This is a genomic window from Ruegeria sp. BHSA163 (genome assembly GCF_059613365.1).
Genome location: NZ_JBXWSJ010000026.1, coordinates 39,743 through 62,504, shown reverse-complemented (window position 1 = coordinate 62,504; position 22,762 = coordinate 39,743). Strand labels below are relative to the sequence as shown.

Annotated in this window: 27 protein-coding genes, 1 tRNA gene and 1 pseudogene; 20 read left to right on the top strand and 9 right to left on the bottom strand. The window is 53.6% G+C overall.

What is annotated here, in order from left to right:
* Nucleotides 1–60: 60 nt before the first annotated feature.
* The 7 genes from sufC (at nt 61) to AC2FNV_RS13515 (ending at nt 6,645) form a co-directional block, all read left to right on the top strand.
* Entirely contained in the window at nt 61–816 is a 756-nt protein-coding gene (gene sufC, locus AC2FNV_RS13545; protein WP_170606995.1) for a Fe-S cluster assembly ATPase SufC, read from the top strand.
* Complete coding sequence (gene sufD, locus AC2FNV_RS13540; protein WP_170606993.1) at nt 816–2,096, top strand: Fe-S cluster assembly protein SufD; 1,281 nt, start codon at nt 816–818, stop codon at nt 2,094–2,096. Before sufC ends, sufD begins: the two co-directional genes overlap by 1 nt.
* Nucleotides 2,096–2,581 (top strand): YIP1 family protein, encoded by a 486-nt coding sequence (locus AC2FNV_RS13535; protein ID WP_170606991.1) that lies wholly within the window; start codon nt 2,096–2,098, stop codon nt 2,579–2,581. Before sufD ends, AC2FNV_RS13535 begins: the two co-directional genes overlap by 1 nt.
* A complete protein-coding gene (locus tag AC2FNV_RS13530; RefSeq protein WP_170606989.1) occupies nt 2,578–3,171 on the top strand; it encodes a YIP1 family protein in 594 nt (197 codons plus the stop codon). Before AC2FNV_RS13535 ends, AC2FNV_RS13530 begins: the two co-directional genes overlap by 4 nt.
* Complete coding sequence (locus tag AC2FNV_RS13525; protein ID WP_170481891.1) at nt 3,164–4,384, top strand: cysteine desulfurase; 1,221 nt, start codon at nt 3,164–3,166, stop codon at nt 4,382–4,384. The genes AC2FNV_RS13530 and AC2FNV_RS13525 overlap by 8 nt, the downstream gene beginning before the upstream one ends.
* Nucleotides 4,385–4,461: 77 nt before the next feature.
* Nucleotides 4,462–4,538 (top strand) — tRNA-Arg (locus AC2FNV_RS13520).
* 580 nt (nt 4,539–5,118) lie between these two features.
* Nucleotides 5,119–6,645: an amidase gene (locus AC2FNV_RS13515; RefSeq protein ID WP_170611169.1), complete on the top strand. Its 1,527-nt coding sequence runs from the start codon at nt 5,119–5,121 to the stop codon at nt 6,643–6,645.
* A 495-nt stretch (nt 6,646–7,140) separates the two neighbouring features.
* Here the strand turns inward: AC2FNV_RS13515 and AC2FNV_RS13510 are convergent, their stop codons facing one another.
* Genes AC2FNV_RS13510 through AC2FNV_RS13500 form a run of 3 tightly spaced genes read right to left on the bottom strand, consistent with a single transcriptional unit; the run spans nt 7,141 to nt 8,539 of the window.
* On the bottom strand, nt 7,141–7,983 hold the full coding sequence (locus tag AC2FNV_RS13510; RefSeq protein WP_496773609.1) for a cation efflux transmembrane domain-containing protein: 843 nt from the start codon (nt 7,981–7,983) through the stop codon (nt 7,141–7,143).
* The gene (locus tag AC2FNV_RS13505) at nt 7,980–8,156 is read right to left on the bottom strand and encodes a hypothetical protein (RefSeq protein ID WP_496773608.1); all 177 of its coding nucleotides are present in this window, start codon (nt 8,154–8,156) and stop codon (nt 7,980–7,982) included. Before AC2FNV_RS13505 ends, AC2FNV_RS13510 begins: the two co-directional genes overlap by 4 nt.
* On the bottom strand, nt 8,153–8,539 hold the full coding sequence (locus tag AC2FNV_RS13500; protein ID WP_496773606.1) for a MerR family transcriptional regulator: 387 nt from the start codon (nt 8,537–8,539) through the stop codon (nt 8,153–8,155). The genes AC2FNV_RS13505 and AC2FNV_RS13500 overlap by 4 nt, the downstream gene beginning before the upstream one ends.
* A 54-nt stretch (nt 8,540–8,593) precedes the next feature.
* Between AC2FNV_RS13500 and AC2FNV_RS13495 the strand changes: the two genes are divergently transcribed.
* Genes AC2FNV_RS13495 through AC2FNV_RS13485 form a run of 3 tightly spaced genes read left to right on the top strand, consistent with a single transcriptional unit; the run spans nt 8,594 to nt 9,526 of the window.
* A complete protein-coding gene (locus AC2FNV_RS13495) occupies nt 8,594–8,983 on the top strand; it encodes a hypothetical protein (protein WP_496773604.1) in 390 nt (129 codons plus the stop codon).
* Complete coding sequence (locus AC2FNV_RS13490) at nt 8,980–9,303, top strand: hypothetical protein (protein ID WP_496773602.1); 324 nt, start codon at nt 8,980–8,982, stop codon at nt 9,301–9,303. The genes AC2FNV_RS13495 and AC2FNV_RS13490 overlap by 4 nt, the downstream gene beginning before the upstream one ends.
* Nucleotides 9,304–9,307: 4 nt before the next feature.
* Nucleotides 9,308–9,526, top strand: coding sequence for a GDCCVxC domain-containing (seleno)protein (locus AC2FNV_RS13485; RefSeq protein WP_496773600.1), 219 nt, complete (start codon nt 9,308–9,310; stop codon nt 9,524–9,526).
* A 484-nt stretch (nt 9,527–10,010) separates the two neighbouring features.
* Here AC2FNV_RS13485 and AC2FNV_RS13480 read toward each other — a convergent pair whose 3' ends face one another.
* On the bottom strand, nt 10,011–10,661 hold the full coding sequence (locus AC2FNV_RS13480) for a GntR family transcriptional regulator (protein WP_496773598.1): 651 nt from the start codon (nt 10,659–10,661) through the stop codon (nt 10,011–10,013).
* Nucleotides 10,662–10,794: 133 nt separating this feature from the next.
* On the opposite strand from AC2FNV_RS13480, the gene AC2FNV_RS13475 reads away from it, so the two are divergent.
* The 10 genes and pseudogenes from AC2FNV_RS13475 to AC2FNV_RS13430 all read left to right on the top strand — a co-directional run.
* Entirely contained in the window at nt 10,795–11,088 is a 294-nt protein-coding gene (locus tag AC2FNV_RS13475; RefSeq protein WP_496773596.1) for a ribbon-helix-helix domain-containing protein, read from the top strand.
* A gap of 111 nt (nt 11,089–11,199) precedes the next feature.
* Nucleotides 11,200–11,595, top strand: coding sequence for a VOC family protein (locus AC2FNV_RS13470; RefSeq protein WP_496773594.1), 396 nt, complete (start codon nt 11,200–11,202; stop codon nt 11,593–11,595).
* A 17-nt stretch (nt 11,596–11,612) separates the two neighbouring features.
* Complete coding sequence (locus AC2FNV_RS13465; protein WP_496773593.1) at nt 11,613–12,137, top strand: Twin-arginine translocation pathway signal; 525 nt, start codon at nt 11,613–11,615, stop codon at nt 12,135–12,137.
* Nucleotides 12,138–12,164: 27 nt separating this feature from the next.
* Nucleotides 12,165–13,736, top strand: coding sequence for a GMC family oxidoreductase (locus tag AC2FNV_RS13460; protein WP_496773592.1), 1,572 nt, complete (start codon nt 12,165–12,167; stop codon nt 13,734–13,736).
* A 217-nt stretch (nt 13,737–13,953) separates the two neighbouring features.
* On the top strand, nt 13,954–14,586 hold the full coding sequence (locus tag AC2FNV_RS13455; RefSeq protein WP_496773591.1) for a tyrosine-type recombinase/integrase: 633 nt from the start codon (nt 13,954–13,956) through the stop codon (nt 14,584–14,586).
* 169 nt (nt 14,587–14,755) lie between these two features.
* Nucleotides 14,756–15,334 carry a TetR/AcrR family transcriptional regulator gene (locus AC2FNV_RS13450; RefSeq protein ID WP_496773590.1) on the top strand — a complete coding sequence of 193 codons (579 nt, stop codon included), beginning with the start codon at nt 14,756–14,758 and terminating at the stop codon, nt 15,332–15,334.
* Nucleotides 15,335–15,408: 74 nt separating this feature from the next.
* Entirely contained in the window at nt 15,409–16,647 is a 1,239-nt protein-coding gene (gene gntH / locus AC2FNV_RS13445) for a guanitoxin biosynthesis MBL fold metallo-hydrolase GntH (RefSeq protein ID WP_496773589.1), read from the top strand.
* A 2-nt stretch (nt 16,648–16,649) separates the two neighbouring features.
* Nucleotides 16,650–16,802, top strand: a complete 153-nt coding sequence (locus tag AC2FNV_RS13440) for a hypothetical protein (protein WP_496773587.1) — start codon at nt 16,650–16,652, stop codon at nt 16,800–16,802.
* Between the two features lie 73 nt (nt 16,803–16,875).
* On the top strand, nt 16,876–17,676 hold the full coding sequence (locus AC2FNV_RS13435) for an outer membrane protein (RefSeq protein ID WP_496773586.1): 801 nt from the start codon (nt 16,876–16,878) through the stop codon (nt 17,674–17,676).
* 413 nt (nt 17,677–18,089) lie between these two features.
* Nucleotides 18,090–18,236, top strand: a pseudogene (locus tag AC2FNV_RS13430) (IS481 family transposase); the annotation flags it as partial.
* Nucleotides 18,237–18,303: 67 nt separating this feature from the next.
* Here AC2FNV_RS13430 and AC2FNV_RS13425 read toward each other — a convergent pair.
* The 5 genes from AC2FNV_RS13425 to AC2FNV_RS13405 form a co-directional block, all read right to left on the bottom strand.
* Nucleotides 18,304–18,501 carry a hypothetical protein gene (locus AC2FNV_RS13425; protein WP_480746926.1) on the bottom strand — a complete coding sequence of 66 codons (198 nt, stop codon included), beginning with the start codon at nt 18,499–18,501 and terminating at the stop codon, nt 18,304–18,306.
* A 62-nt stretch (nt 18,502–18,563) separates the two neighbouring features.
* Complete coding sequence (locus tag AC2FNV_RS13420; RefSeq protein WP_170329083.1) at nt 18,564–19,136, bottom strand: hypothetical protein; 573 nt, start codon at nt 19,134–19,136, stop codon at nt 18,564–18,566.
* 378 nt (nt 19,137–19,514) lie between these two features.
* Nucleotides 19,515–20,636, bottom strand: coding sequence for an alanine/ornithine racemase family PLP-dependent enzyme (locus AC2FNV_RS13415; RefSeq protein WP_170614870.1), 1,122 nt, complete (start codon nt 20,634–20,636; stop codon nt 19,515–19,517).
* Nucleotides 20,633–21,832, bottom strand: coding sequence for an N-acetyltransferase DgcN family protein (locus AC2FNV_RS13410; protein ID WP_496773583.1), 1,200 nt, complete (start codon nt 21,830–21,832; stop codon nt 20,633–20,635). Before AC2FNV_RS13410 ends, AC2FNV_RS13415 begins: the two co-directional genes overlap by 4 nt.
* Before the next feature lie 92 nt (nt 21,833–21,924).
* Nucleotides 21,925–22,689 carry a hypothetical protein gene (locus tag AC2FNV_RS13405; protein WP_480746923.1) on the bottom strand — a complete coding sequence of 255 codons (765 nt, stop codon included), beginning with the start codon at nt 22,687–22,689 and terminating at the stop codon, nt 21,925–21,927.
* Between the last annotated feature and the right edge of the window lie 73 nt (nt 22,690–22,762).

Below are 22,762 nucleotides of genomic sequence, written 5' to 3'. Positions count from 1 at the left end.
TTGCCGATACCAATATATCGGGGCCGAGTGGCCCCTTGCGATACTCAAAAAGGGCAAAAAATGCTGGAAATCAACAACCTGCACGTCAAACTTGAGGAAGAGGAAAAAGAAATCCTCAAAGGTGTCGATCTGAAAGTCGAGGCCGGGAAAGTTCATGCGATTATGGGCCCGAATGGCTCGGGCAAATCCACACTCAGCTACGTTCTGTCAGGTAGGGACGGATATGAGGTGACGCAGGGCTCTGCCACCTTGGACGGTGATGATTTGCTGGAATTGGAGCCAGAAGAGCGTGCAGCAGCAGGCCTGTTTCTGGCGTTTCAATACCCGGTTGAAATTCCTGGTGTAGGCAACATGACTTTCCTGCGCACCGCCGTGAACGCCCAACGCAAAGCGCGGGGTGAAGAGGAGTTGTCGGCAGCGGAGTTTCTGAAAGACATCCGGGCAAAAGCAAAAGCATTAAAGATCGATGCTGATATGCTCAAACGCCCTGTCAACGTCGGATTTTCTGGAGGCGAGAAAAAGCGCAACGAAATCCTTCAGATGGCAATGCTGGAACCGAAGATGTGCATTCTTGACGAAACGGATTCAGGTCTCGACGTCGATGCAATGAAACTGGTTTCTGAAGGAGTGAACGCATTACGTGATGAAGGGCGCAGCTTTTTGGTGATCACGCACTACCAACGCCTGTTGGATCACATCAAACCCGATGTGGTGCATATCATGGCCGATGGCCAGATCGTTAAATCTGGTGGCCCGGAACTGGCGCTGGAAGTTGAGCACAATGGCTATGGCGACATTTTGGCAGAGGTGAACTGATGGCTTTGCCACAACCAAATCAGACTGCAACGGAAGAGCGGCTGACATCGCTGACAATGCCTGACGCCGGTTGTACCCGCAAAGCGCGCGTGGCCGCTTTGTCCCGCGTGCGGGAAATGGGATTGCCTGGCCGTCGGGATGAGTACTGGAAATACACGCGACCAGATACTTTGGTTTCTGCAGAAGCGCCGCCAGCTGCGGTGTTTCACAATGACGAACCCATGCTGTTCAGTGAGTTCGATAGGCTGAAGATCGTTTTCGTTGACGGTGTTTTCAGCCCTGATGCATCGGATGAACTGGAATTAGAAGGCGTCAAGATCGATCGGCTGGAAGATATCTGCTGCAAAGATATCCATTGGGCAAAGGAGTTATACGGCGTACTTGAAGCAAGGGGTCAAAAACCTGTAAAGCGTCCTTTGGCTGCGTTGAATACAGCATTTGCAACCGACGGTGTGGCTATCCATGTAACAGGTAAGCCTTCGAAACCGATCAGCCTGATCTACAGGCACGAGTCTGAAACCTCAGATGCCATTCTGCACCACATTGTGCGGGTAGAAACTGATGCTGAGGTAACAATTCTTGAGAACGGGCCCGCCGCCTCGCGTTTCAATAAATGCATGGAGATTGACATCGCCGATGGTGGGACGCTGCATCATATCCGCGCACAGGGTCGTGACCATCAGCGCCGGGCCGCGACGCACATGTTCACTCGCATGGGGAGTGAAGCGGTCTACAAGTCGTTTACACTAACCGTAAACGGCGTTTTGACCCGCAATGAACAAGTTGTCGAACTGACCGGAGATGATGCAGTTGCTCATGTTTCGGGCGCCTGTGTTGGCGACGGAGATTTTCATCACGATGACACAGTCTTTATCACTCACGACGCGGTGAATTGCGAAAGCAGGCAAGTTTTCAAGAAAGTGCTTCGCAACGGCGCCACCGGCGTTTTCCAAGGTAAGATTCTGGTCAAAGAAGGCGCACAGAAAACAGATGGCTATCAAATCAGCCAATCGCTTCTGTTAGACGATGACAGTCAATTCCTGGCTAAACCTGAGTTAGAGATTTATGCCGACGACGTCGCTTGTTCGCATGGTTCAACTTCGGGCGCAATCGATGAAACCGCTCTTTTCTACCTGCGGTCACGCGGAGTACCGACCGAAGATGCCACTGATATGTTGACACTTGCGTTCCTCGCCGAAGCGGTCGAGGAGATCGAGGATGAAGATCTGGCTGACGTTATAGTGTCAAGGTTGAAAGATTGGCTGGCGCGTCGCCGCTGATGCCAGTTACGCGGGATATCGTGGCCATGTATCGCGGTCCGGGTCGCGTCGTGCGTCGTCTTTTAGACATGGGTCCGCGCGAGGACAGGGCGCTAGCAATCGCCATGATAGCCTGCGCGATCGTTTTTGTGGCCGATACGCCACGTCTTGCGCGCGAAGCTCATATTTCCGGTCAAGAACTGAATGCGTTGTTGGCAGGCAGTCTGTTCGCTTGGGTGATTTGTATGCCGCTGGTTCTGTATTTCCTGGCTGGGCTTACGCATCTTGTGGCACGAATATTCGGGGGCAGTGGGAATTGGTTCGGCGCGCGGTTGTCGTTGTTCTGGGCGCTGCTCGCTTCTTCTCCTTTGATTTTGCTGAACGGCCTGGTTGCCGGTTTTATTGGCCCGGGTCCCACGCAAACTATGACGGGCCTAGTGTGGTTTGGCGTGTTTATGTGGTTTTGGATATCTGGACTTATCCGGGCAGAAGGTAGTTCCGCATGACTGGTATTTCCTTGCGTGCGTTGGTGATGACCACAGTAACGAACCCTGCCGAGGCTGCTCGTCAGCTTTTGGCACTAAAACTCAATCGTGAAACACTGTGGCTCGGGCTCGCTCTTGCTATTGTGCTGAACAGCTTGGTGCATGTCGTTTCGAACATGCTTGCTCCGCTGCAGGACCCCGATCTGCAAGCCCTGGCTGGATCATTAGTGCTTTATGTCGTGCTTGCTGGTGGCAGCCTGTTACTTAGTATCGCGGCAGTTTATCAGGTTGGTCGCTTGTTGGGCGGAACAGGGTCATTTGAAGACGTAATGATCCTTATGGTTTGGATGCAATTCTTCAGGGTATTGGTTCAGGTATTCAGCTTGATCCTTATGTTGATTATGCCGGGCCTTTTCGCAGTTTTGGCATTCGCAGCCGCGCTATTCATGCTGTACGTCGTCGTGCATTTCATTGATCAGGCGCATCGCTTTGGATCGCCGCTCAAAGCGTTGGGTGTTTTGGTTCTATCTGCGCTTGCAATTGCTGTAATTGTAATCGTTCTGTTGTCCCTTGTTGGGGGGCCAATGTTGGGAACTCCGGCTTATGTATGATGTTCAAAAAGTTCGAACCGATTTTCCAATTCTGTCTCGAGAGGTGAACGGTAAGCCGTTGACATATCTCGATAACGGAGCATCAGCTCAGAAGCCTCAGGTGGTTATTGACGCAATTACACAGGCTTACTCATATGAATATTCAAACGTACACCGTGGTCTGCACTATTTGTCGAATTTGGCCACTGAAAAATATGAGTCCGTTCGCGGAACAATTGCCCGTTTTCTTGGGGTCAGGGATGAGAATGAAATCGTTCTGAACTCTGGCACGACGGAAGGGATCAACTTGGTTGCCTATGGTTGGGCGATGCCCAGACTTCAAGCTGGTGACGAAATCGTTTTGAGCGTTATGGAGCACCACGCGAATATCGTGCCTTGGCATTTTCTGCGTGAAAGACAAGGCGTTGTGCTGAAGTGGGTCGATGTTGACGCCAATGGGTATCTCGATCCGCAGGCAGTGATTGATGCGATAGGACCGCGGACCAAGCTTGTCGCGGTAACTCACTGTTCGAACGTTTTGGGAACCGTTGTAGATGTCAAAGCGGTCACGCAAGGAGCGCACGCCAAGGGAGTTCCCGTTTTGGTAGATGGCAGCCAAGGCGCGGTTCACATGCCAGTCGACTTGCCGGATATCGGATGTGATTTCTATGCTATTACCGGACATAAACTTTATGGGCCGTCGGGATCTGGAGCGATCTACATTAAGTCTGAACGCATGGCCGAAATGCGACCCTTTATCGGCGGCGGAGACATGATCAAGGAGGTTTCCAAGGATCAAGTTGTCTACAATGATCCTCCAATGAAGTTTGAAGCCGGAACACCGGGGATCGTTCAGACGATTGGTCTAGGTGCCGCCCTGGATTACATGATGGATCTTGGGATGGATGCCATCGCGTCCCACGAAGCTGGGTTGCGCGATTATGCTATGAAGCGATTGACTGGTTTGAATTGGTTACAGGTTCAGGGCTCTACTCCGACAAAGGCTGCGATCTTTAGCTTTACTCTGGATGGGGCAGGGCACGCGCATGACGTTTCGACAATACTGGACAAAAAAGGTGTCGCGGTTCGCGCTGGTCACCATTGTGCTGGACCGCTAATGGATTTCTTGGGGGTGACCGCGACCTGCCGGGCGAGTTTTGGTCTTTACAACACGACGGAAGAAGTTGACACGCTTATAGATGCCCTTGAACTTGCGCATGATCTTTTTGCTTGATCCGTGTTGGATACCAAGCGATTGCACGCGTATTTTCAGTTGCACCCCGCTGGGAAGAAAGATACCTAACCACCAAGGCACCTGTAGCTCAGTTGGATAGAGCGCTGCCCTCCGAAGGCAGAGGCCAGAGGTTCGAATCCTCTCAGGTGCGCCAGATAAATCAATTAAATTATTGATTTTAAATTAAAAAATTGCCTTTCAAAAAGCGCGTTCCCACTACAATTCCCACTTTGGAAGTCGGAACGCCTAGGTGCACCTTGGAATATTCTTAGCTAAAGAGTGTGCAACGCCAATTGTTCAAACACACAAAATTTGAATTTTTTGGAATGTAGTTTCGTCATGGTGCGACATGGCGACATGTGCGACATCAGCTTTCAATTCCTGCGGTAAGTTCAGTTTTCTTTAAACAACCGGTGAACTTAAGTTCACCAATACCGAGCAATAGGTCTGTAACTGCACTCCATCTTTAAAGGCAGCTCTCGCGAAGAGCGGACACTCGCCGAAATCTTGGCTACGACCGCTCTGCGGACTAAGCGGTCACAGTCAAATAGTGCTTGGAGCGTGAAAGCAATTGACCAACATGCAGCCCGTCCGTCGCGCTATTTTCGTCTGCACTCAGCCTTAAAATACAGAGTTCACAGACATTACATTTGTCGCAGCTTCGGTTCACATTTTCGGTGCGGCATGTAACAGTTCAGATGTTTGTCGTCGATCATGAACCGGAGGCCGATCCCTTGGCATTTCCCAAAAAACGCCTGACGCGCCGCAATTTCCTAGGAGCAGTTGGGGCAACTGGTGCCCTTCTTGGCAATGTGAGCCTTTCGTCAACTTCTGTATTTGCCGGAACGCGGCAACTTGACGACCTGGTCGAATACGATGCAGTCGGGCTAGCGCAACTTGTAAAAACGAAGGAAATCTCTGCGGTCGAACTCGTCGAGCGGGTTATCCGCCGGATTGAAGCACTGAACCCCATAGTCAATTGTGTGGCGACACCTACCTTTGACCGCGCGCTGGAAAAAGCGCGAGAAATATCCCCGGATACGTTTTTCGCCGGTGTGCCAACGATGCTTAAAGACATGGTTGATGTCGGGGGTGTCAGACGGACAGATGGCTCCCGGCTTTGGGCGACGAATATTCCGCAGAAGTCCGTCGCCTATGTCGAGGCTCTGGAAGCATCAGGGCTTAACATGATCGGAACAACCGTTGCCCCCGAGTTCGCCAACGGTCTTGACAGCGAACTCTACGGGATGGCTATCAATCCTTGGAACCTTGACTATTCGTGCAATGCCTCAAGTTCTGGCGCGGCCTGTGCGGTTGCAGCGGGAATAGTACCGCTTGTGCATGGCACAGATGGCGGTGGGTCAAACAGGCTTCCCGCCAGCGCCTGCAATGTCATTGGTTTCAAGCCCTCTCGGGGCCGCATGATGTCAGGCGAACAGGACGGCAGCCACGATACGTTCAAGACGAATGGACCGATTTGTAGAACCGTGCGCGATGCTGCTGCACTTATAGATGTCTGCGAAGACAAGGTCGGCCCGTTTCCTCCGATCGGTTTCATAGAAGGACCATCGAAGCGCCGTCTGAAGGTCGCCTACGCGCGGATGGGTACCAAAGGTGTTGAGCCAGTCGCTGCCATTGTGCGTGCGCAGGACGCTGTCGCAGAATTGCTGCGTGAACTCGGGCACGAAGTCACTGAAATCGATCATCCAATTGACGGAACCGAGTATCTTCGCATGTTCCGCTATGCGTTTTTGCCAAAGTTTGCGCCGCTACTCTCCTTGGCGCGCGGTATCAGCGGTCAGTCATCGCTTGAGACCGGGCTCCTGTCCAACTGGACGGCAACAACGATGCTGGAGGGGCAGTCTTATTCCCCGGAACAACGTCAGGAAGGTTTGAATTATTTCAATGACATTTCGGCCAAATTTGCTGAAGTTTTTGCGAACCATGACGTTATCTTTAGTGCCACTTCCCCTTCCGAGACACTGAAGCGAAATGCGGTCAGCCACCGTGACGACTTCGCGTCCAAAGCCCATCTTCTTGAGAATTTGCTGGCGCTGGCTTCTCCGGTGAATGCCGTGGGCGATTGCGCTATCTCACTTCCGGTTTCATTCTCCTCTGAAACAAACATGCCGGTGGGCTCTATGTTCCATGCAGCAGCCGGAAACGACGCCACGCTGGTTGAGCTTTCTTACGAGCTTGAACAGGCCAGACCATGGAATGACAATTGGGCGCCGTACTCCGCCAAGTTTATTCCAGTATGAACACAGGCGAGGTCCGCATTGGGCTCGACTCGGTCATCTGACTATTTTTATCAGATGACGGCTTTTCTGCGTTAAGCGGTCATTCTTCCACTGGACTTGTGAGCCAAACAGAGCGGTACTGTCCATGTTGCGACGTACCCAATGTTGCGCCGCGCCTTTTCCGCCCGGGTCTCCGGGCTCTCCTCGGTAGCAGGGTCACTTTCAGCCTGCGTGAACCAAAAGGAGAAGGCCAAATGACACGATCGCCGAAACCCAAAACCAAGAAAGCGCTGCTCATTCAGATGCTCAGCCGCATGGGCGCATCGGATTCGAACCCGCGGTACATCATTTGATGCTGATCGCGTTATCATCAAGGTTACCGATAAATTAGCAATATATTTCAGAAGCCTAAGACACCATTGAAGCAAGCCGGCCACTCGCAAAAATTAAGACTACGTCCGACATGCGGACAAAGCCTGCTTTGAAAAACACAAACTGAATGTCCCCTCATTCGGGCTAACTTGCAGCTTTCAGATCTGCCCGAGCATCGCGGATAATTGACCACGCGGAGTGCAAGAACAGTCCAGCAATTCCAAAGGCAACGATCAAGTCCGGCCAACCACTGCCGAGCCACGCGACAAAAATCGCCGCCACTACTACGGCTGCGTTGCCGATCGCGTCGTTTCGGGAGAACAGCCAAACGGCCCGCATATTTGCATCCCCTTTGCGAAACCTCATGAGTGGCAGTACAGCGAGAACGTTTACGACGAGAGCGACAATCCCAAATAAGCCCATCAGGGTCGCGTCTGGCATGGTTTGGGTGAAAACTCTCCAAACCGTCGTCGCAAGCACACCAAAACCTAGCAAGCCGAGAAAAACGCCTTGGATCAGTGCAGACCGCGCCCGCCACGCAAGGCTCCAACCGATTGCGAGCAGGCCGAGAAATGTGATGAGGCCGTCGCCTATAAAGTCGAGCGCGTCCGCCTTGAGAGCCTGTGACCCTGCGAGAAAACCAACGACCATCTCAACGACACCATAGCCGACATTGAGAAGGACGACGATCCATAGAGCGGATCGGTAAGCCGGGTCTTGGTGCACCGCTCCGAGCTGAGCGTCCACGCCGTCCCCGATGCGATCAAATCCGTAACCCGTCGTTGCGATTGCTCTTTCAATCACGGGGAGCCGCGCCTCTGGCACTTTGAGGGTCATGATATGCGTAGCCGCAGACACCTTCACCGCGTCTGGCGGAATTCCTGCGGTCTGAGCAGCACGTTCAATCTGTGCGGCATCTTTGGCACAGTCCATGCCCGAAACACGGTAGCGAATTGGTATAACGTCAGAGATCTGAGCTTCCGTCATGGTGGATAAGTAACCTCAGCGCAGTCGACGGCAAAACCGTCGGCGGCCGTTGGTCGCGGGCGCAGCATCGGTTGCCTTGGGTTCGAAGCAGTCACTTGCCGTGCATTCCGCCAACATCCGTAGTGTGGAGGCGCGCCAATGAATGTGATCAAAGCCAAAATATCTCCTTTCATCGTGCCAACTCTTCCAACATCTGACACGACACAGAGCCTGCTCGGCAATTTGCTGTCAGTTCTTCAAGTGCGGCCTCTAATGCTCTCAACTCGGCAATTTTGGAGCGAACCTCGTCCAGATGACGGGTGCCGATTTGCCGAACGGCAGCGCAGTCTTCGTTATCGCCTTCTGACAAGGACAAAAGATTTTTGGCCTCAGCAATTGTGAAACCAAGATCACGGCATCGCCTGATAAACCGGAGCCGCCCAACGTCCTTTTCGGAGTACACACGCCTCCCGTTGGAAGCGCGGCGCGGCAAAGGCACGACACCCTCTCGTTCGTAATAGCGGATTGTCTCTATAGATACGCCGCTCTGCCTTGCCGCTTCACCAATCGCGATCATGTGAACATTTTCCCTGTTGATCCTGTAGTAGCTACAGGATGCATAACGTCACGCATGGAAACAAGCGTCGAAAACACTTCGGAAGAAAGCGACAAAGGTCCAAGCCGCATCCTGATCGGCGCGGCAGGCATGCTGGCACTTGTATCTGCCTCTTGCTGTGTCTTGCCCATTGCGTTTTCGATCATCGGCCTTGGCGGTACGTGGCTGTTATATCTTGGCCCGTTTGTGGCATATCGCGTTCCAATCGTGCTCGCCGTGGGCTTGGTTCTTCTTTGGGCATGGTACCGGGCTTGGAAAAGGCCGGCGTGTGTGTCCCACCGGCGCTCTACTCTCACCATTTTGATTGCCACAAGTGCATTATTCCTTGTGGCGGCCACGGCTCCGCTTTGGGAAGCAGAAGCAACCCGCACGATGTTTGCGTTGTGGAGGGCATCGCGGGCATGAGAAAATCTCTTTTGGCAAGCTATGCAGGGTCAATATCTGCTATAGGCGTTGCAACATGCTGTGTGCTTCCAATGACAATGATGTTGTTGGGGCTTGGTGGAAGCTGGTTGGCCGTGTTCGGCACGATCGCCGCTGCGAGCTACTACGTGCTCGCGGCGGCATCTATCATGCAGCTATTCGCTTGGGTTATCGCAGCCCGTAAAGGGACGCTGGCGCACCTGAAAGGATGGCTGGTTGGAAGCACCATATTGACCATCCTCGCTTGGGTTATCGTTTTCAACGAAGCCCGAATAAACGACTACCTCATAACCCTGATGTGACGAAATGAATGATCTGAATATGACCTTGGAAAGCAAAATTACTTGTCCTGAGTGCGGCCACGCGACAGTGGAAACGATGCCGACCGATGCGTGTCAGTGGTTCTATGAATGCACTGCCTGCAATACCGTTTTGAAGCCGTTGCCCGGGGATTGCTGCGTTTACTGTTCCTATGGCACCGTCGCTTGCCCGCCAATCCAAGAGGGTAATAGTTGTTGCGGGTGATGTCCGTGTCGGGCTCAACGCGGTCACCTGAGCCTTTCTGTCAGATGACTGAAAAGCGCCTGATACCAGACAACCGATACTAACCGGCATCGCTGCAACGTCCGCTTTGACGTCTCTATGTCGGCTTACGGCAGAACCGGACAATGGCCTCAAGGGCGTCTAAGTCCGAGATGCGGGACAAAGCCGCCATTCAAGTGCTGTAGCCAGGAACGCACTATTGTTTTCAATGCACCAGGTCTGGCGGCGCAAGAAGCCCTGAGATAACTAATGCTTCGGTCAGCGGACAGCCCTATCAAAGCATTGACCAAACGGCTGGCTCGGTCTTTCCAGGCACGGACGTCAAACTTTTTCAAGGTCGCGTGCTCCAACGCAGTCTGGCTGAAGACGCGCTTGATTGGCAAACACCTTGCCAGCATGGGGCAATGCAACCATCAGCCTAGACACCAATCGGCAGCCGCGGCTTCGGTTTCGCCGCCACTTGGATTTATTGAAACACCTTTCTCGTCTTTTCGAATGCAAGGCCGATATGCTCGCCCATTGCATTCGCTGCGGCCTCGCCGTCGCGCGCGAGCAGGGCCTTTAAGATGCGCTCGTGATCGTTCCACGACTGCCGTGCGGCGTCCGGTTCGCGCAGCACCTCGACCATCGAGCGCAGCATGTGCGGCCAGTTCGCGCGCATCGATGCTTCGATGACGTGGTTGCCGCTCCAGCGATAGATGATTTCGTGAAAGTGGACGTCGGCATTCAGGAGTCTCTTGATGTCTCGCGCTTCGATAGCTGCACGGCCCTCGCGCAGGATGTTTTGCGCCTCATAGTCTGCGTCGTCTCCGATACGTTCCGCGGCAAGTCGGGTCGCAAAGGGTTCAACAACGGCGCGAAACTCGTAGATCGACTCGAACTGATCATTATCCACGCCCGCAACCACGACGCCGCGCCGTCCGGTGTCGCACACGAAATCGTTCGCCTTTAGTATGGAAATGGCGCTGTTTACCGGCTGCCGTGACACGTTCAGCCGCGTAGCAATCTCGTCCTGATTGAGCCGTTCCCCAGGAGCGAGCTCGCCGGTACAGATGGCGTCCAGAAGGATATCATACACCTGCTTTACCAATGTTTTCTTGGGCTCGATCGAGTCCATGTCAGCTCCTTCAGGCACGTGCTATTTTTGCGTGTATATAGACAGCATAAGGTATTTCGTATACGAAATTTTATGGATTGAGTCGCATTGCCTTCTTTTCAGGCAAAATGGCCGATACTTGGGAGGAATCGTCATGTGTCATGTCTTTGCCGGACAAGATCCGGAACGGTACACCAGTCACACGCGTCGTTTGCGCTTGAATGGGCAAAGCACCAGCATCCGCCTCGAAAAAGCATTCTGGGACATTCTCGACCAGATTGCCGAGCGCGACGGAGTGAGCACGCCGATATTTATCTCCAAGCTTCATTCCGAAGTTCTCGAGTTGCGCGGTGAGCCCGAGAACTTTACATCACTTCTGCGAAGCGCTTGCTTGAAATTCATGGAAATCTCCCGGCCCGAGCCCACCACGACGATCGCGGCGGAATAAGAGCAATTCTGTCGGGTCTAAAATTGTCGAGGTAGTATAGTCATACTACCAAGGTCCACCAAATCGGCAGCTACCCTGATTTCTACTGGAATCACAGAGGGAGGCGGCGTTTTGGCCAAAACCATCCATTCGATGATCCGTGTCCTAGATGAAGCACGGTCGGTAGAATTCTACACGAAAGCCTTCGGATTGACTGTCGCTGATCGTCTGGATTTTCCGGATTTCACGCTGGTCTACATGAGCAATCCCGGACAAGAGTTCGAGGTTGAACTGACGATCAACAAGGACCGTACCGAGCCTTACGATCTGGGCGACGGATATGGCCACCTTGCCGTTTCGGTCGAGGATCTTGACGCGGAACATGCCCGCTTCGAAGCCGAAGGGCTTTCACCCCGTAAACTCGTCGAATTTGCGCCCGCGGGCGAGCTTGTCGCGAGGTTTTTCTTCGTCGCAGACCCCGACGGATACCAGATCGAAGTTCTGGAACGTGGGGGGCGCTTCAAATGATCAAGGGAGGATCAAAAATGACAAACACCGAAGGCCCCAAGGGGCTGACGAGGCGACAGCTTCTGTCGCGCGCGACGGCCGCAGGCGCATCGTTCGTGGTGGGCACTGGGTTTATGGCCGCGAAGGACGCTGCCTGGGCGATGGAGACGACAGCACTCAAGCCTGAAACCTTCGCAACGCTCGTGCAGATGGCACGCGATATCTACCCGCATGACAAGGTGGGGGACGAATTCTACGTGGTCGCCGTCAAAGGGTATGATGCCGCCGAAGCCGCCGAAAACATCGAGGCGGGCATCGCGGCGCTGAATGCTGCCGCGCAGGGCAAGGGCCACGCAAGTTATCTGGACGTTGGCTGGGAGCGCGACCGCGTTGATATCCTGCGCGGGATGGAAGACAGCGCGTTCTTCCAGCAAATCCGCGGCGGTCTTGTGACCGGCCTTTACAACCAGAAGGCGGTCTGGCCGATCTTTGGCTACGAGGGCGAGAGCTTTAGCCAAGGCGGATACATCGACCGTGGTTTCAACGACATCAACTGGCTTTGAGCCGTAAGTTAGGGAGGAGACAGACTTATGGCTGCACCTTTTGATCAGAACGACGACAGCGTTGTCGTTATCATCGGCACCGGCGCTGGCGGCGGTGTCTTGGCGAACGAATTGGCCCAGAAAGGCGTCAGTGTTGTCGCACTTGAAGCTGGTGGACGGCACTACCCTGAGGATTTCATCAACGATGAGTGGGAAAGCTTCGGGCAACTGGCCTGGCTTGATCCGCGGACCACATCGGGCGACTGGCGCGTGTCGAAGGATTTCTCGGGCCTGCCTGCATGGATTGTCAAATCCGTGGGCGGCACGACCCAGCACTGGGCAGGTGCTTCGCTTAGGTTCCAAGAACACGAATGGAAAGCGGCGACCACCTACGGCAATGTGCAAGGCGCGTCACTGCTTGACTGGCCGATTGACGCCGCCGAAATGGACCCCTGGTATACGAAGGCAGAGGACAAGCTGCACGTGACGCGCACCGGCAACCGCCCGGGCCTGCCGGGCAACAACAACTACAAGGTCTTCGAAGCCGGCGCTAAAGCACTTGGCTACAAGGACGTACACACGGGTCGCATGGCGATTTCGTCACGAGACGACACCGACCGGACCATGTGCCAGCAGACCGGCTTTTGCTTCCAGGGCTGTAAGTGGGGCGCGAAATGGTCCGCCGGATACCATGACATCGAGCAAGGCGAAGCTACGGGCAATCTCGAGGTCCGACCGCAAAGTCACGTCGCGCGTATTCTCCACAATGACGAAGGCAAGGTTACCGGCGTCGAGTATTTCGACGCAGACGGCAATCTACAGTTGCAGAAAGCGCGCGTGGTATGCGTAGCAGGTAACTCGTTCGAGTCCCCGCGTCTGCTGCTGAACTCTGCGTCGTCGATGTTCCCCGATGGGCTGGCCAATAGCTCGGGTCAGGTGGGTCGCAACTACATGCGCCACATGACCGGCTCGGTCTATGCAGTCTTTGACAAGCCGGTTCGCTTCTGGCGCGGCACGACTATGGCTGGGATCATCCAGGATGAAGCCCGTCACGATCCGTCACGCGGCTTCGTCGGTGGGTACGAGTTGGAAACGCTGGCCCTTGGCCTGCCGTTCATGGCTGCCTTCCTCGACCCCGGCGCATGGGGCCGCGAGTTCACATCCGCCCTCGATGAGTACGAGAACATTGCGGGCATGTGGATCGTGGGCGAGGACATGCCGCAGGAAACTAACCGCGTCACACTCAATCACGATGTCAAAGACCAATACGGTCTGCCTGTGGCCAACGTTCATTTCGACGATCACCCCAATGACATCGCAATGCGCAACCACGCCTACAAGCAGGGCGCGGCAATCTATGACGCGGTTGGAGCCACGCGGACGTTTCCGACACCGCCTTACCCGTCGACGCACAATCTCGGCACCAACCGAATGTCCGAGAATTCGCGCGACGGGGTCGTCAACAAATGGGGTCAAACCCACGACATACCGAATCTGTTCATTTCGGATGGGTCGCAATTCACTACGGGTGCGGCGGAAAACCCAACGCTCACTATCGTGGCGCTGGCGATCAGACAGGCGGATCACCTCGCGAGCGAATTGTCGAAAGGCAATCTCTAATGAAAGTGCCGCGCCCAGACGGGCGCGGCCGTTTTCTTTGAAAGCAGGAAAACAGGCCGCGACGAATGTCCTCTGTGGGCTCAGAGCAGACTTGCGGCGATGCGGCATAGCAGTTTTCTAGGTTGTTTTGAAACCGGTCATTCAGCAACTCGGATAAAATCCATTGGTTGGCGCAGCGCCAACGTTTGGAGTGGGAGGGATGGATTTAGGAACACTCATGTCCAAAACTCAACTCCCAGCAATCCAACAAAAGCCCAGCCCGTGGAACAAGGGTCGATTGGTTGGCCAAAAGCGCCCGCTGCTCCGCAAACAAGTCTGGGCTATTCGCGCCCGGCTTGAACTCGCTCACAACCTCAGAGATTTAGCGATGTTTAACCTCGCAATCGACAGCAAACTCAGGGGCTGCGACCTCGTTCGGTTGAGGTCCGCCGAGCTGGTTGTTGGTAACAAGGTTCGCGATCGCGTCACCATTGTGCAAAGTAAAACAACGCGGCCAGTGCAATTCGAGGTCACTGAAAACACGCGCGAAACCATTTGGAATTGGGTGAATAGTCCTGAGATGCGGGGCTGCGCTTTTCTCTTTCCGAGCAGGCTGCACAAGAGACCGCATGTTTCTACCCGCCAATATGCCCGGATGGTGCGTGAATGGGTGTCGGCGATCGGGCTCGATCCTAGTGGCTATGGAACGCATTCGCTACGAAGGACGAAGGCTGCGCAGATTTATCGCAAGACAGGCAACCTGCGCGCGGTGCAGCTTTTGCTCGGGCATGCGAAAGTTGACAGCACCGTCCGATATCTCGGTGTCGAGCTTGAAGACGCTCTCAGCATTGCTGAGAAAATAGAAATCTAAATCAAGAGCGAATGGCACATCCTGCCATTCGCTTTCCTGGACCGGTCGGACGCATAAGACGAGCTGTGCTACCGCTTTGAGCCCAAAGTAGACGTTCACCGGGCCGATCGATAAGTTATGCAAATTGAACTTTGATTACCGCGCAAGTCAAATAGGATAGTAGGCTCAAATGGAAAATGTCGATCCAATAAGGGCTCGTGGTCGTTTCGGCGTTAGCCGAGAGCAATGGCTAGCGGCAGCACTGGATGCTCTTGAGCACGGCGGTGTAGGCGCGGTGCGGGTGAAGCGGTTGGCTGAAACTATCGGTGTGAACAAAAGCGGATTCTATTTTCACTTTAAGGACCGACAAGCACTTTTGGCTGCATTGCTCGAATATTGGGGTAGTTTGGAACAGGGACCTGTCGAAGTTTTGGACAGCAACCCATTGGAAACGCCGGTTGAAGCTCTGAAAGCAATCGCAGAAACCGTTGATCTCAAAGACCTTGCTAGACACGACGCATCAGTTCGGCAGTGGGCTAAACAGGATGAAGCCGTTGCCCAAGTTTACGAAAAAAAAATGCAAGAGCGACTTCAGCTGGTCAGGTCACTGTTTCAAGCACTTGGATTTGAAGGTCTGTCGTGCGAGGTGCGTGCACGCACTTTCGTCGGCTTCACTTCAGCAGAACGCGATCTTTTCCGAGACCAATCCACTTCGGAGCGCGCTGAACTGAGAAACGCCCGCATCGAGTTACTGATCTCTGAATTATAGACACTAGTGTTGACTAAAATCTACGACTTGCTAGGCTGAACCGGTGTTCCATCAATTTTTCCGGAGGGAGCGGCATGCGAAAAGTCTCGTTGATTTGTACTTTGGCGGGGTTAGCAATGATCTGGAGCAGTGGTACGCCTTTTGCGCAATCAGTTCCCGGTCCTAGCGAACCAAGCCACAACGGCGACGTCTATTACCCGGGAACGGAAGCACTTGGGGCTGAGGAGATACGTGTCACGGTTTGTGGCAGCGGCATGCCGACTGTGCGGCCGAAACAGGCGGCGGCTTGTTTTCTTGTCGAACTGGGCAATGGTGACAAGGTTCTCTTCGATATCGGAGCACAGTCCATGGCTAGGATTTCCGCGATGAAAATACCTTACGATTACCTCGACAAGGTTTTCATCGGACATCTTCACCTCGATCACATGGCCGATTTGCCTTCACTCTGGATCGGCGGCCTGAAAGCAAATCGCACTTTCCCTTTGCGTATTTGGGGGCCAAGCGGCCCGACACCGGAACTGGGCACCAAAGCGATGATGGAGCATATGGAAAAAATGTACGCTTGGGAGGTGCAATCGATCATAGGCAAACTTGACGATCGCGGCCTCCGATTGGAAGTGAATGAATTTGACTACAAGGGTGTTAACGCGATCATCTTTGAAGAAAATGGTGTTGTCGTGCGATCCATCCCCGCAGTGCACGCAATTGATGGGTCGGTAAGCTTCATTCTCGAATGGAATGGTATGAAGGTGGCCTATTCAAGCGACTCGTCGCCGACACATTGGTGGGTCAAACATACCAAAGGGGTGGATCTTTCAATCCACGAGAGTTTCGCGCCGCCCGCTACGCTGATTGAAAAACAGAACTATTCGCCGGATTTCGCGTTGTTGCTCGGGACGTTGTTACATACGTCGCCCAGCCAGTTCGGAAAACTCATGGCTGAAACCCAGCCGCGCATGGCCGTCGGGTATCACTTCTTCAACGATCACGACACATTGCCAACTCAGCTAGAAGAAATCCGGAAAGTGTATGACGGACCACTGGCCATGGCGCAGGATTATATGGTGTTTAATGTCACAAAGGACGATATCAAAGTCAGGATGGCCGTAGTGGACGGGGAAATTTGGCCTTCACCGCCAACACGCCCCAAAGTGGCTGAAGACAAGAGCGAAGAAATCCTTTCAGAGTTTATCTTGTCTGGTGACTATTTCATGGAGGAACTTTTGACTGATATCTGGGCGGAAACTGCTGCCGAGTTCGGCAGCGACGCGCAGCTACCTCCGGGTGGGTTGGCCGGTTTAGGACAGAAATAGTGTTGAGCGAGAAATACGGCGCACTTTATCCCGGCCTGTGGGTGGTTCAGCCGATGCAGAAGCTTTTGGGCATGCACCACGGTCGCGTCGAACAGTTCCCACATCGCGAACTAATGACTCCTGAAGAAGCACGTCTCAAAGCCCAAAGTCACTGAGGTTTCGAGAATTGAGCTGCCCAACTGGCGGCTCGTCTTCTCTAGAAATCAAAACAGCGAAACGAGTTGACCCATGAAACGAACCATTTTGAAACTTGCCTGTGCAACAATAACCGTACTCGCTTCGAAGCAAGCCATCGCGGAGCCAATTCCGCTCGCCGGTCAAAGCGAAACAGATTGGCGTCATACTCTTGCGATCTATGCGTTCCTGCCTGCGAGAACCAGCGGAGACTCAACGGTTGCAGGAGTGACCGTCCCACTGGACCTGGATTTTGGCGACGCGCTGGAGCTCCTCGATTTCGCCGCAGCCGGTCGATACGAAGCCTGGCGCGGCGATTGGGGTTTCATAATTGATGCCAACTATGTTTCGCTTGAAGCCGATGGGAGCTTGCCCACACCTGGAAGCGCTCCGTTCAGCGCTGATATTCGCCAGGAATGGCTGGGTTTACTCGCGGCGTACAAGGCCGTTGACGCGATCGGGGGTAACGGGCAGCGCTACGCCATCGATCTGCAGGCTGGCGCGCGCTACAACTCGTTGCGCCAGGAGATAACGGTAACATCTCCGGCACCAATACCGGTTTTGGGCGGCGATGAAGGCTGGTGGGAACCCGTAATCGGCGCACGCGGCACTTGGGTGCTCAACGAGCGATGGACCGCAATTGCATCCTTGGAACTTGGCGGCTTTGGCGCAGGCGGTAACGACCTGCAAGTCGGAGCTAATGTTGGTGTGGATTGGCGTCCGTGGGAGACAACTTCGCTGTTCTTTGGGTGGCGATATTTCAGCATGGACTACAGCGACACGCTGTCCACAGGGGCGTTCGAATATGACGTCGATCAGCACGGGCCGGTTCTTGGTGTCAAGTTCAGATTCTGATTTGCGGCCCAGATCAAAGCATACTCTGCACTCCGGCCAACGGCGGGTATGTCCGCAACTCTGCCGTTCAGCAGATTTTAGCGAACGTCCGCTGCCGTTAAATGTAGACCTTCGGGCGAAATTTCTCGGAATGACCACCAACAATGACCGCTATCCGTTCCTAAGCCGCCATCTGACTGAAAGACTCAGATGACTGCCTCGAGCCCAAAGGCGACTTAGGTAATGGGCTTAGCATTTGTCGTTTTGGGCGGGATCCGGCCATTCGCCGCCAGTGCGATGAGATGGTGCCAGGACAGTGAGAGCGGACGTTCAGAATGGCCTGAAACCGAGCATCTCGCCGCACGACCGCATGGCAACTCCGAGTCCAACTCGGACATAGCATAATTGTTTTGCGTGCGCTCGCGGCGCAGATTTCGCTGCAAGCCGATCTGGGAGAATGGCTGCACCACTACAACCAAGAGCACACTCATCAGGGCAAAATGTGTTGCAGAAGAATACCCTTCCAGACCATGATCGAGAGCAAAGAGATCAGGAAGGAAAAGATCCGGAACCAAACTTAATCTGGCATACACCACAGGAAAAACGGCCAACTGTCAGATCACATCGGAACCACTACATGTCAGTACATCAGCGACGCCGAGCAAACCCAGGGCTTTCCGATACGCCATTTCGCCACGCGTTCAACCCCTTGCAGCGTCGACAAATCCGCTCTCCGAACCCTTCGCTCCAGAATGGAGTTCTGCAACGAAGACACGGGCGTTCTTGCGGCACGTCATTGTGGGCGCGAGCCATGATCGTATCTGCTTCGTCGTCGGAGTCTTCCATCAGTTCTTAGCCTCGATTTCTGTTTTGGTTTATACAGCGACTGGAAAAGAAAGTTCCGAGCCCTAAGCCTTGAGATTGAAGGAGCTGCCCATTTCAGTCTGTCCAATGGGACGGCCTGTAATCCGAGGGGTTTTAATAGGACGAACCGGCATTCCTTCGTTCTCAGCAGCTTGGACAGCGAAAGTATACCGAGAACCGTTTCCGCATCCTCGCGGTAGGGCTCGTTGATCTGATGATATGTCGTCTGCCTCAGAGATGAGCGACTCCGAGTAGAGGTGCCGAAGTTGAGTCTCTGAAACGCCATCCGCTTCCATAATCAATTGCACCATGGGATCGGCCAAAAGTTGGTCGAGCAAGAACTGCGACAACTGCTTTGAAGACAATTTATCCTTTGCGCGGGCTCTCTCCAAATCAGTAAGAGAAACGGTCAAGGTACGCGCCAGACCGGGGTGAGATTTCCGTGGATGCAGACAGATTAACACCGAGGCCTTCCAGGCTTCTGGGTCCGAATAATCTGGTGGTGCGGAAAGCTCAGTTTCTATGTCGTACTCGCCTGCCGGGAGTAATTCGTCGAAGCCAGGGAAAGTAAACGGCCTGGAAAAGACTGCGATTGTCTTGCTGATTATCTGGTTCATTTGGGTAATTCTCCTTTGCTGATACCGCTCGCTCGGAGATGCAGACAAGAACAAGCCACCCACTCCCGGCAGGGTATTATCAGTTTTGAGGTTTAGGCTTTGGTTTTTCGGGGACGACGTCAGGCGCTTCAGACGTAACTTCTTTTTTCGGCGCGTCCGCATCGTTTTCCTTCAGTGCGGCAGCCGCTCTGGTCGTCAGGTCTTTGAAAGACATCATTTTGATCCTTTGATTGTCCGCAACACCCACGAGCCCAGATAGGGTGTGAAAAGTGAATGCGGCTACGTCCAATATAGGGATTGGGTGCCTCATTTACTACGTAAAGCCGTAGAATAAGACGGATGGCTGAAGCAGAACCGAGGCGGCGGCACCTTGGCGCGCTATTTTCGATTCGAGTATGGGCGATCAGTGTTCGCTGCGTTGCAGTCAACCAAAGCGCTATCACCATGGAAGACTTTTGCTACATCGGGTGCAGCCATGCCGCGCGAGAGCGCGCTATACTTCATTCTCAGCTTCACCTCGCCACCAGGGCGAAGCAGCCAATTGGTGTTTTCTACAACGATATGATCACTGGTGGCTCCGACGAACGTGACGCCAGCAGGGAATATTAGACCCGCCGCATCAGTGTCCTGGAGTCCGATCGCAAGGATCGACCGAGTATTCGAAGGACTGTCTAAAGTCACACACTGCATTGAAGGTATAGGATAATTCATTTGCAAGGGATTTGGATTTGACTTGGTCTTCGTTTCGATCACTTCCGCCCAAAGCGTAAAAACATCTGTGTAAAGCCCGTCGATCGCGTATCCCGAAACGGGATCGGTACCCAGCAGGATGGCCTCACCCAGACGCAGGTTGTTGATCTTTCCGGTCGCCCCCTTGCCAAGCGCCCATGGCAAACTGGCAGAGCCGCCGCCTGACACTGTTTCCAGAGCGGGTCCACTTGCAAGTTTGGTGTCGGCGGAAAGCGACGAAAGCAATTCCATTGCTCCTGCAGAGGGTGCCACATGACCCAGACAGGCAAAATTTGCGCCAATCCCCTTCAGAGAAATTCCTTCCATTCTAAGAATTTGAGACACAGTGCTTTCAAGGTGTTCAGGCAAGATGCCATCCCGCATATCCCCCATTTCCACCATCAGGATAATATTGTGAGTAATGTTCTTCCCCAGCGCCTCGATGGCCAGGCTGGCGATAATGTCCATCTCAGTGTTGAAGCTGACATCGCAGTTATCAAGGACTTGCGCGACCTGGCTCAGCATGGGCGTTCGGATCAAGGATATGGAGCACGAGATTCCAGCATCGCGCATACGCATGATATTGCTAATCCGCGCGTCCGCCAGCCCTGTCACGCCACCTTCAAGCATAGCATTCGCAATCTCAGGATGACCGCAAACGGCTTTTGTCACACCTGTCACCGATATTCCGCGGGGTCTAAGGTGGTCTACCAGGAACCGTGTGTTGTACCGAATTTTGTCCAGATCAACGTCGATACGCAGCTTGCTCATTCAATCGTCGTAACACGTACGGGTTGCAAGCGCGGAAAGGCAGATAGAACCATATTCACCAAGTTTTTTGGAGGACGGTTCAATGCGTCAGTGACCGGGAGATACAATTTGCAGTTGTAGTCTGTGATGGCCTTTGAAATCTCAACATCATTCATTCCTTCATGGTTGATCGTCATGCCAATTACCTCTTTGTTCGCAAAAGCCTCGATCAGGGTGATTTCATCGCAAGGGTCGGGCATAGTCATGTTGGGGAAATCACATCGACGTTTTCGTTTAGGCGCGTGTTGAAGAATAACTGCATGTGGCTGACTGCCTCGCAGAATGAAGGCTGATGTGCAAAAAGCCGGATGGCTTAGCGCGCCCTGGCCCTCGATCACTATTACATCCGGGTGCTCACCCTCGGATGCCGCAACGACAGCGCGCTCAAGTTCGCCACAACAAAATTGCGGCGGCACCGAATCCATCGCGACACCATACTTGGCGCCCTGCATCAAACCAGTTTGGCCGGTGCCGACCAAAACTGTTTGGATCCCATGCGCGTTAAGTGCGCCTGTCAGGATTGTCGCGGTTGTACGCTTTCCAATTGCACAATCGGTGCCGAACACCGCGATGCGGATCGCCTGGACGTCTCCAATACTGCCATCTAACAGGCGCAGGTCGGGATTTGGCCGCGGCTTGCGAATGTCGCGTATCGTGACATCGTGAATTTTGGCAAATCCGGCGAGCTCCTTGTCATCGCTAAGAAATTCATGCAGCCCGCTGACGATGTTCATTCCGAGCGTTATCGCATCCACAACAACTTCGCGATCCTCAAGGGACATTCTGCCGCTGGCCGGCGCCATTCCGTAAATAAAAGTGTCAGGGATCGTAGCTTCATTAGCGACGGCGGCATCAAGATCATCGAAGATGGGAACCTGATTTGCGAAATTATCAAGCACTTTGCCACTGTCACAACCGCCATACGTGCTGTCGATCACCGAAAGAACGCGATAGGCCTGTGAATGTCGAACGAGACCATTAGCCGTCTTGCCATCGATCTTTGCGAAGTTTCCTTCGCAATACACAATTGCAGTCGGTGTATCTGTCACGAGTGTCTTGCGGTGAAGCTCTGGAAAAACTGCTTGTTCAGGCGCCAGCTTTTGCGCATCGCTGGCAATGAACTGCTTGGCATCCGACGCAATGGGTACGGGTTTCATATTTGTTCCTTTTTAGAGTGTGAAACGCGCGTCCTTGGTAAGGACGGGCAAAAATTGTGAAGTTTGGGAAAGTGGGCTTTCTGTCTGAATTCTCACTGGTTCAGAACACACAGCCCTTCTGATCTATGATAGTTTTTGTGGCATTGCCACCCATTGCCGGATCGGTCGATATGGGCATTTGCCGGTAGCTCGATTGCATTGCAGCGATCACCGGACGCCTCGTAGCCACGTTCGCATTTCCATCCAACTCCATGGATCGCGTCATCGTAGAAAGCATTTTCAGGCACAAACACGGCATCGCACCGTCCGTCGCGCTCAAAATACCCACGCTCGCACGTCCAGGGACGCCCGCTGGTTGATGCGTTCAGAAAAGCGTTTTCCGGCACCGCTACTGCCACGCATGCTTCTCCGTCTTTTTCGTAGCCACGGTTGCAACGCCATGCAGATCCATAAGTGCTATTCGTCAGGTAAGCATTATCCGGCACCACGATTTTCTGGCAGCTATCGTCTACTCTTGTGTATCCACGCAGGCACCGCCACCTCTCACCTGATGGATCGAGATATCCACCCTCAGGCACAATCACTTCAGTGCATGAGGTGCCGCCAACTTCAACAAAGCCATGCATACATGCCCACCCTGAGCCATAGGTTCTGTTTGTGGGGTAGGCATTTCCCGGCACGACAATGGCCACGCATTCTTCGCCTTTCAACCGATAGGACAAATCGCATTCCCAACCGTCGCCATACTTTTTGGGATGCGCGTTATCCGGGATCGAATTTGTTTCGGCCGATGCGGGACTTGATGAGATAAAGGAGCCCGCCAAACTGCTGAAGACGACTACAAACAACGCAGCCATTAAGTGAGCGCAAAACCGGTACTGATTTTTTCGATTTGCCCTGATGCAAACGGCGTTGTCCGAATGTTGAGTG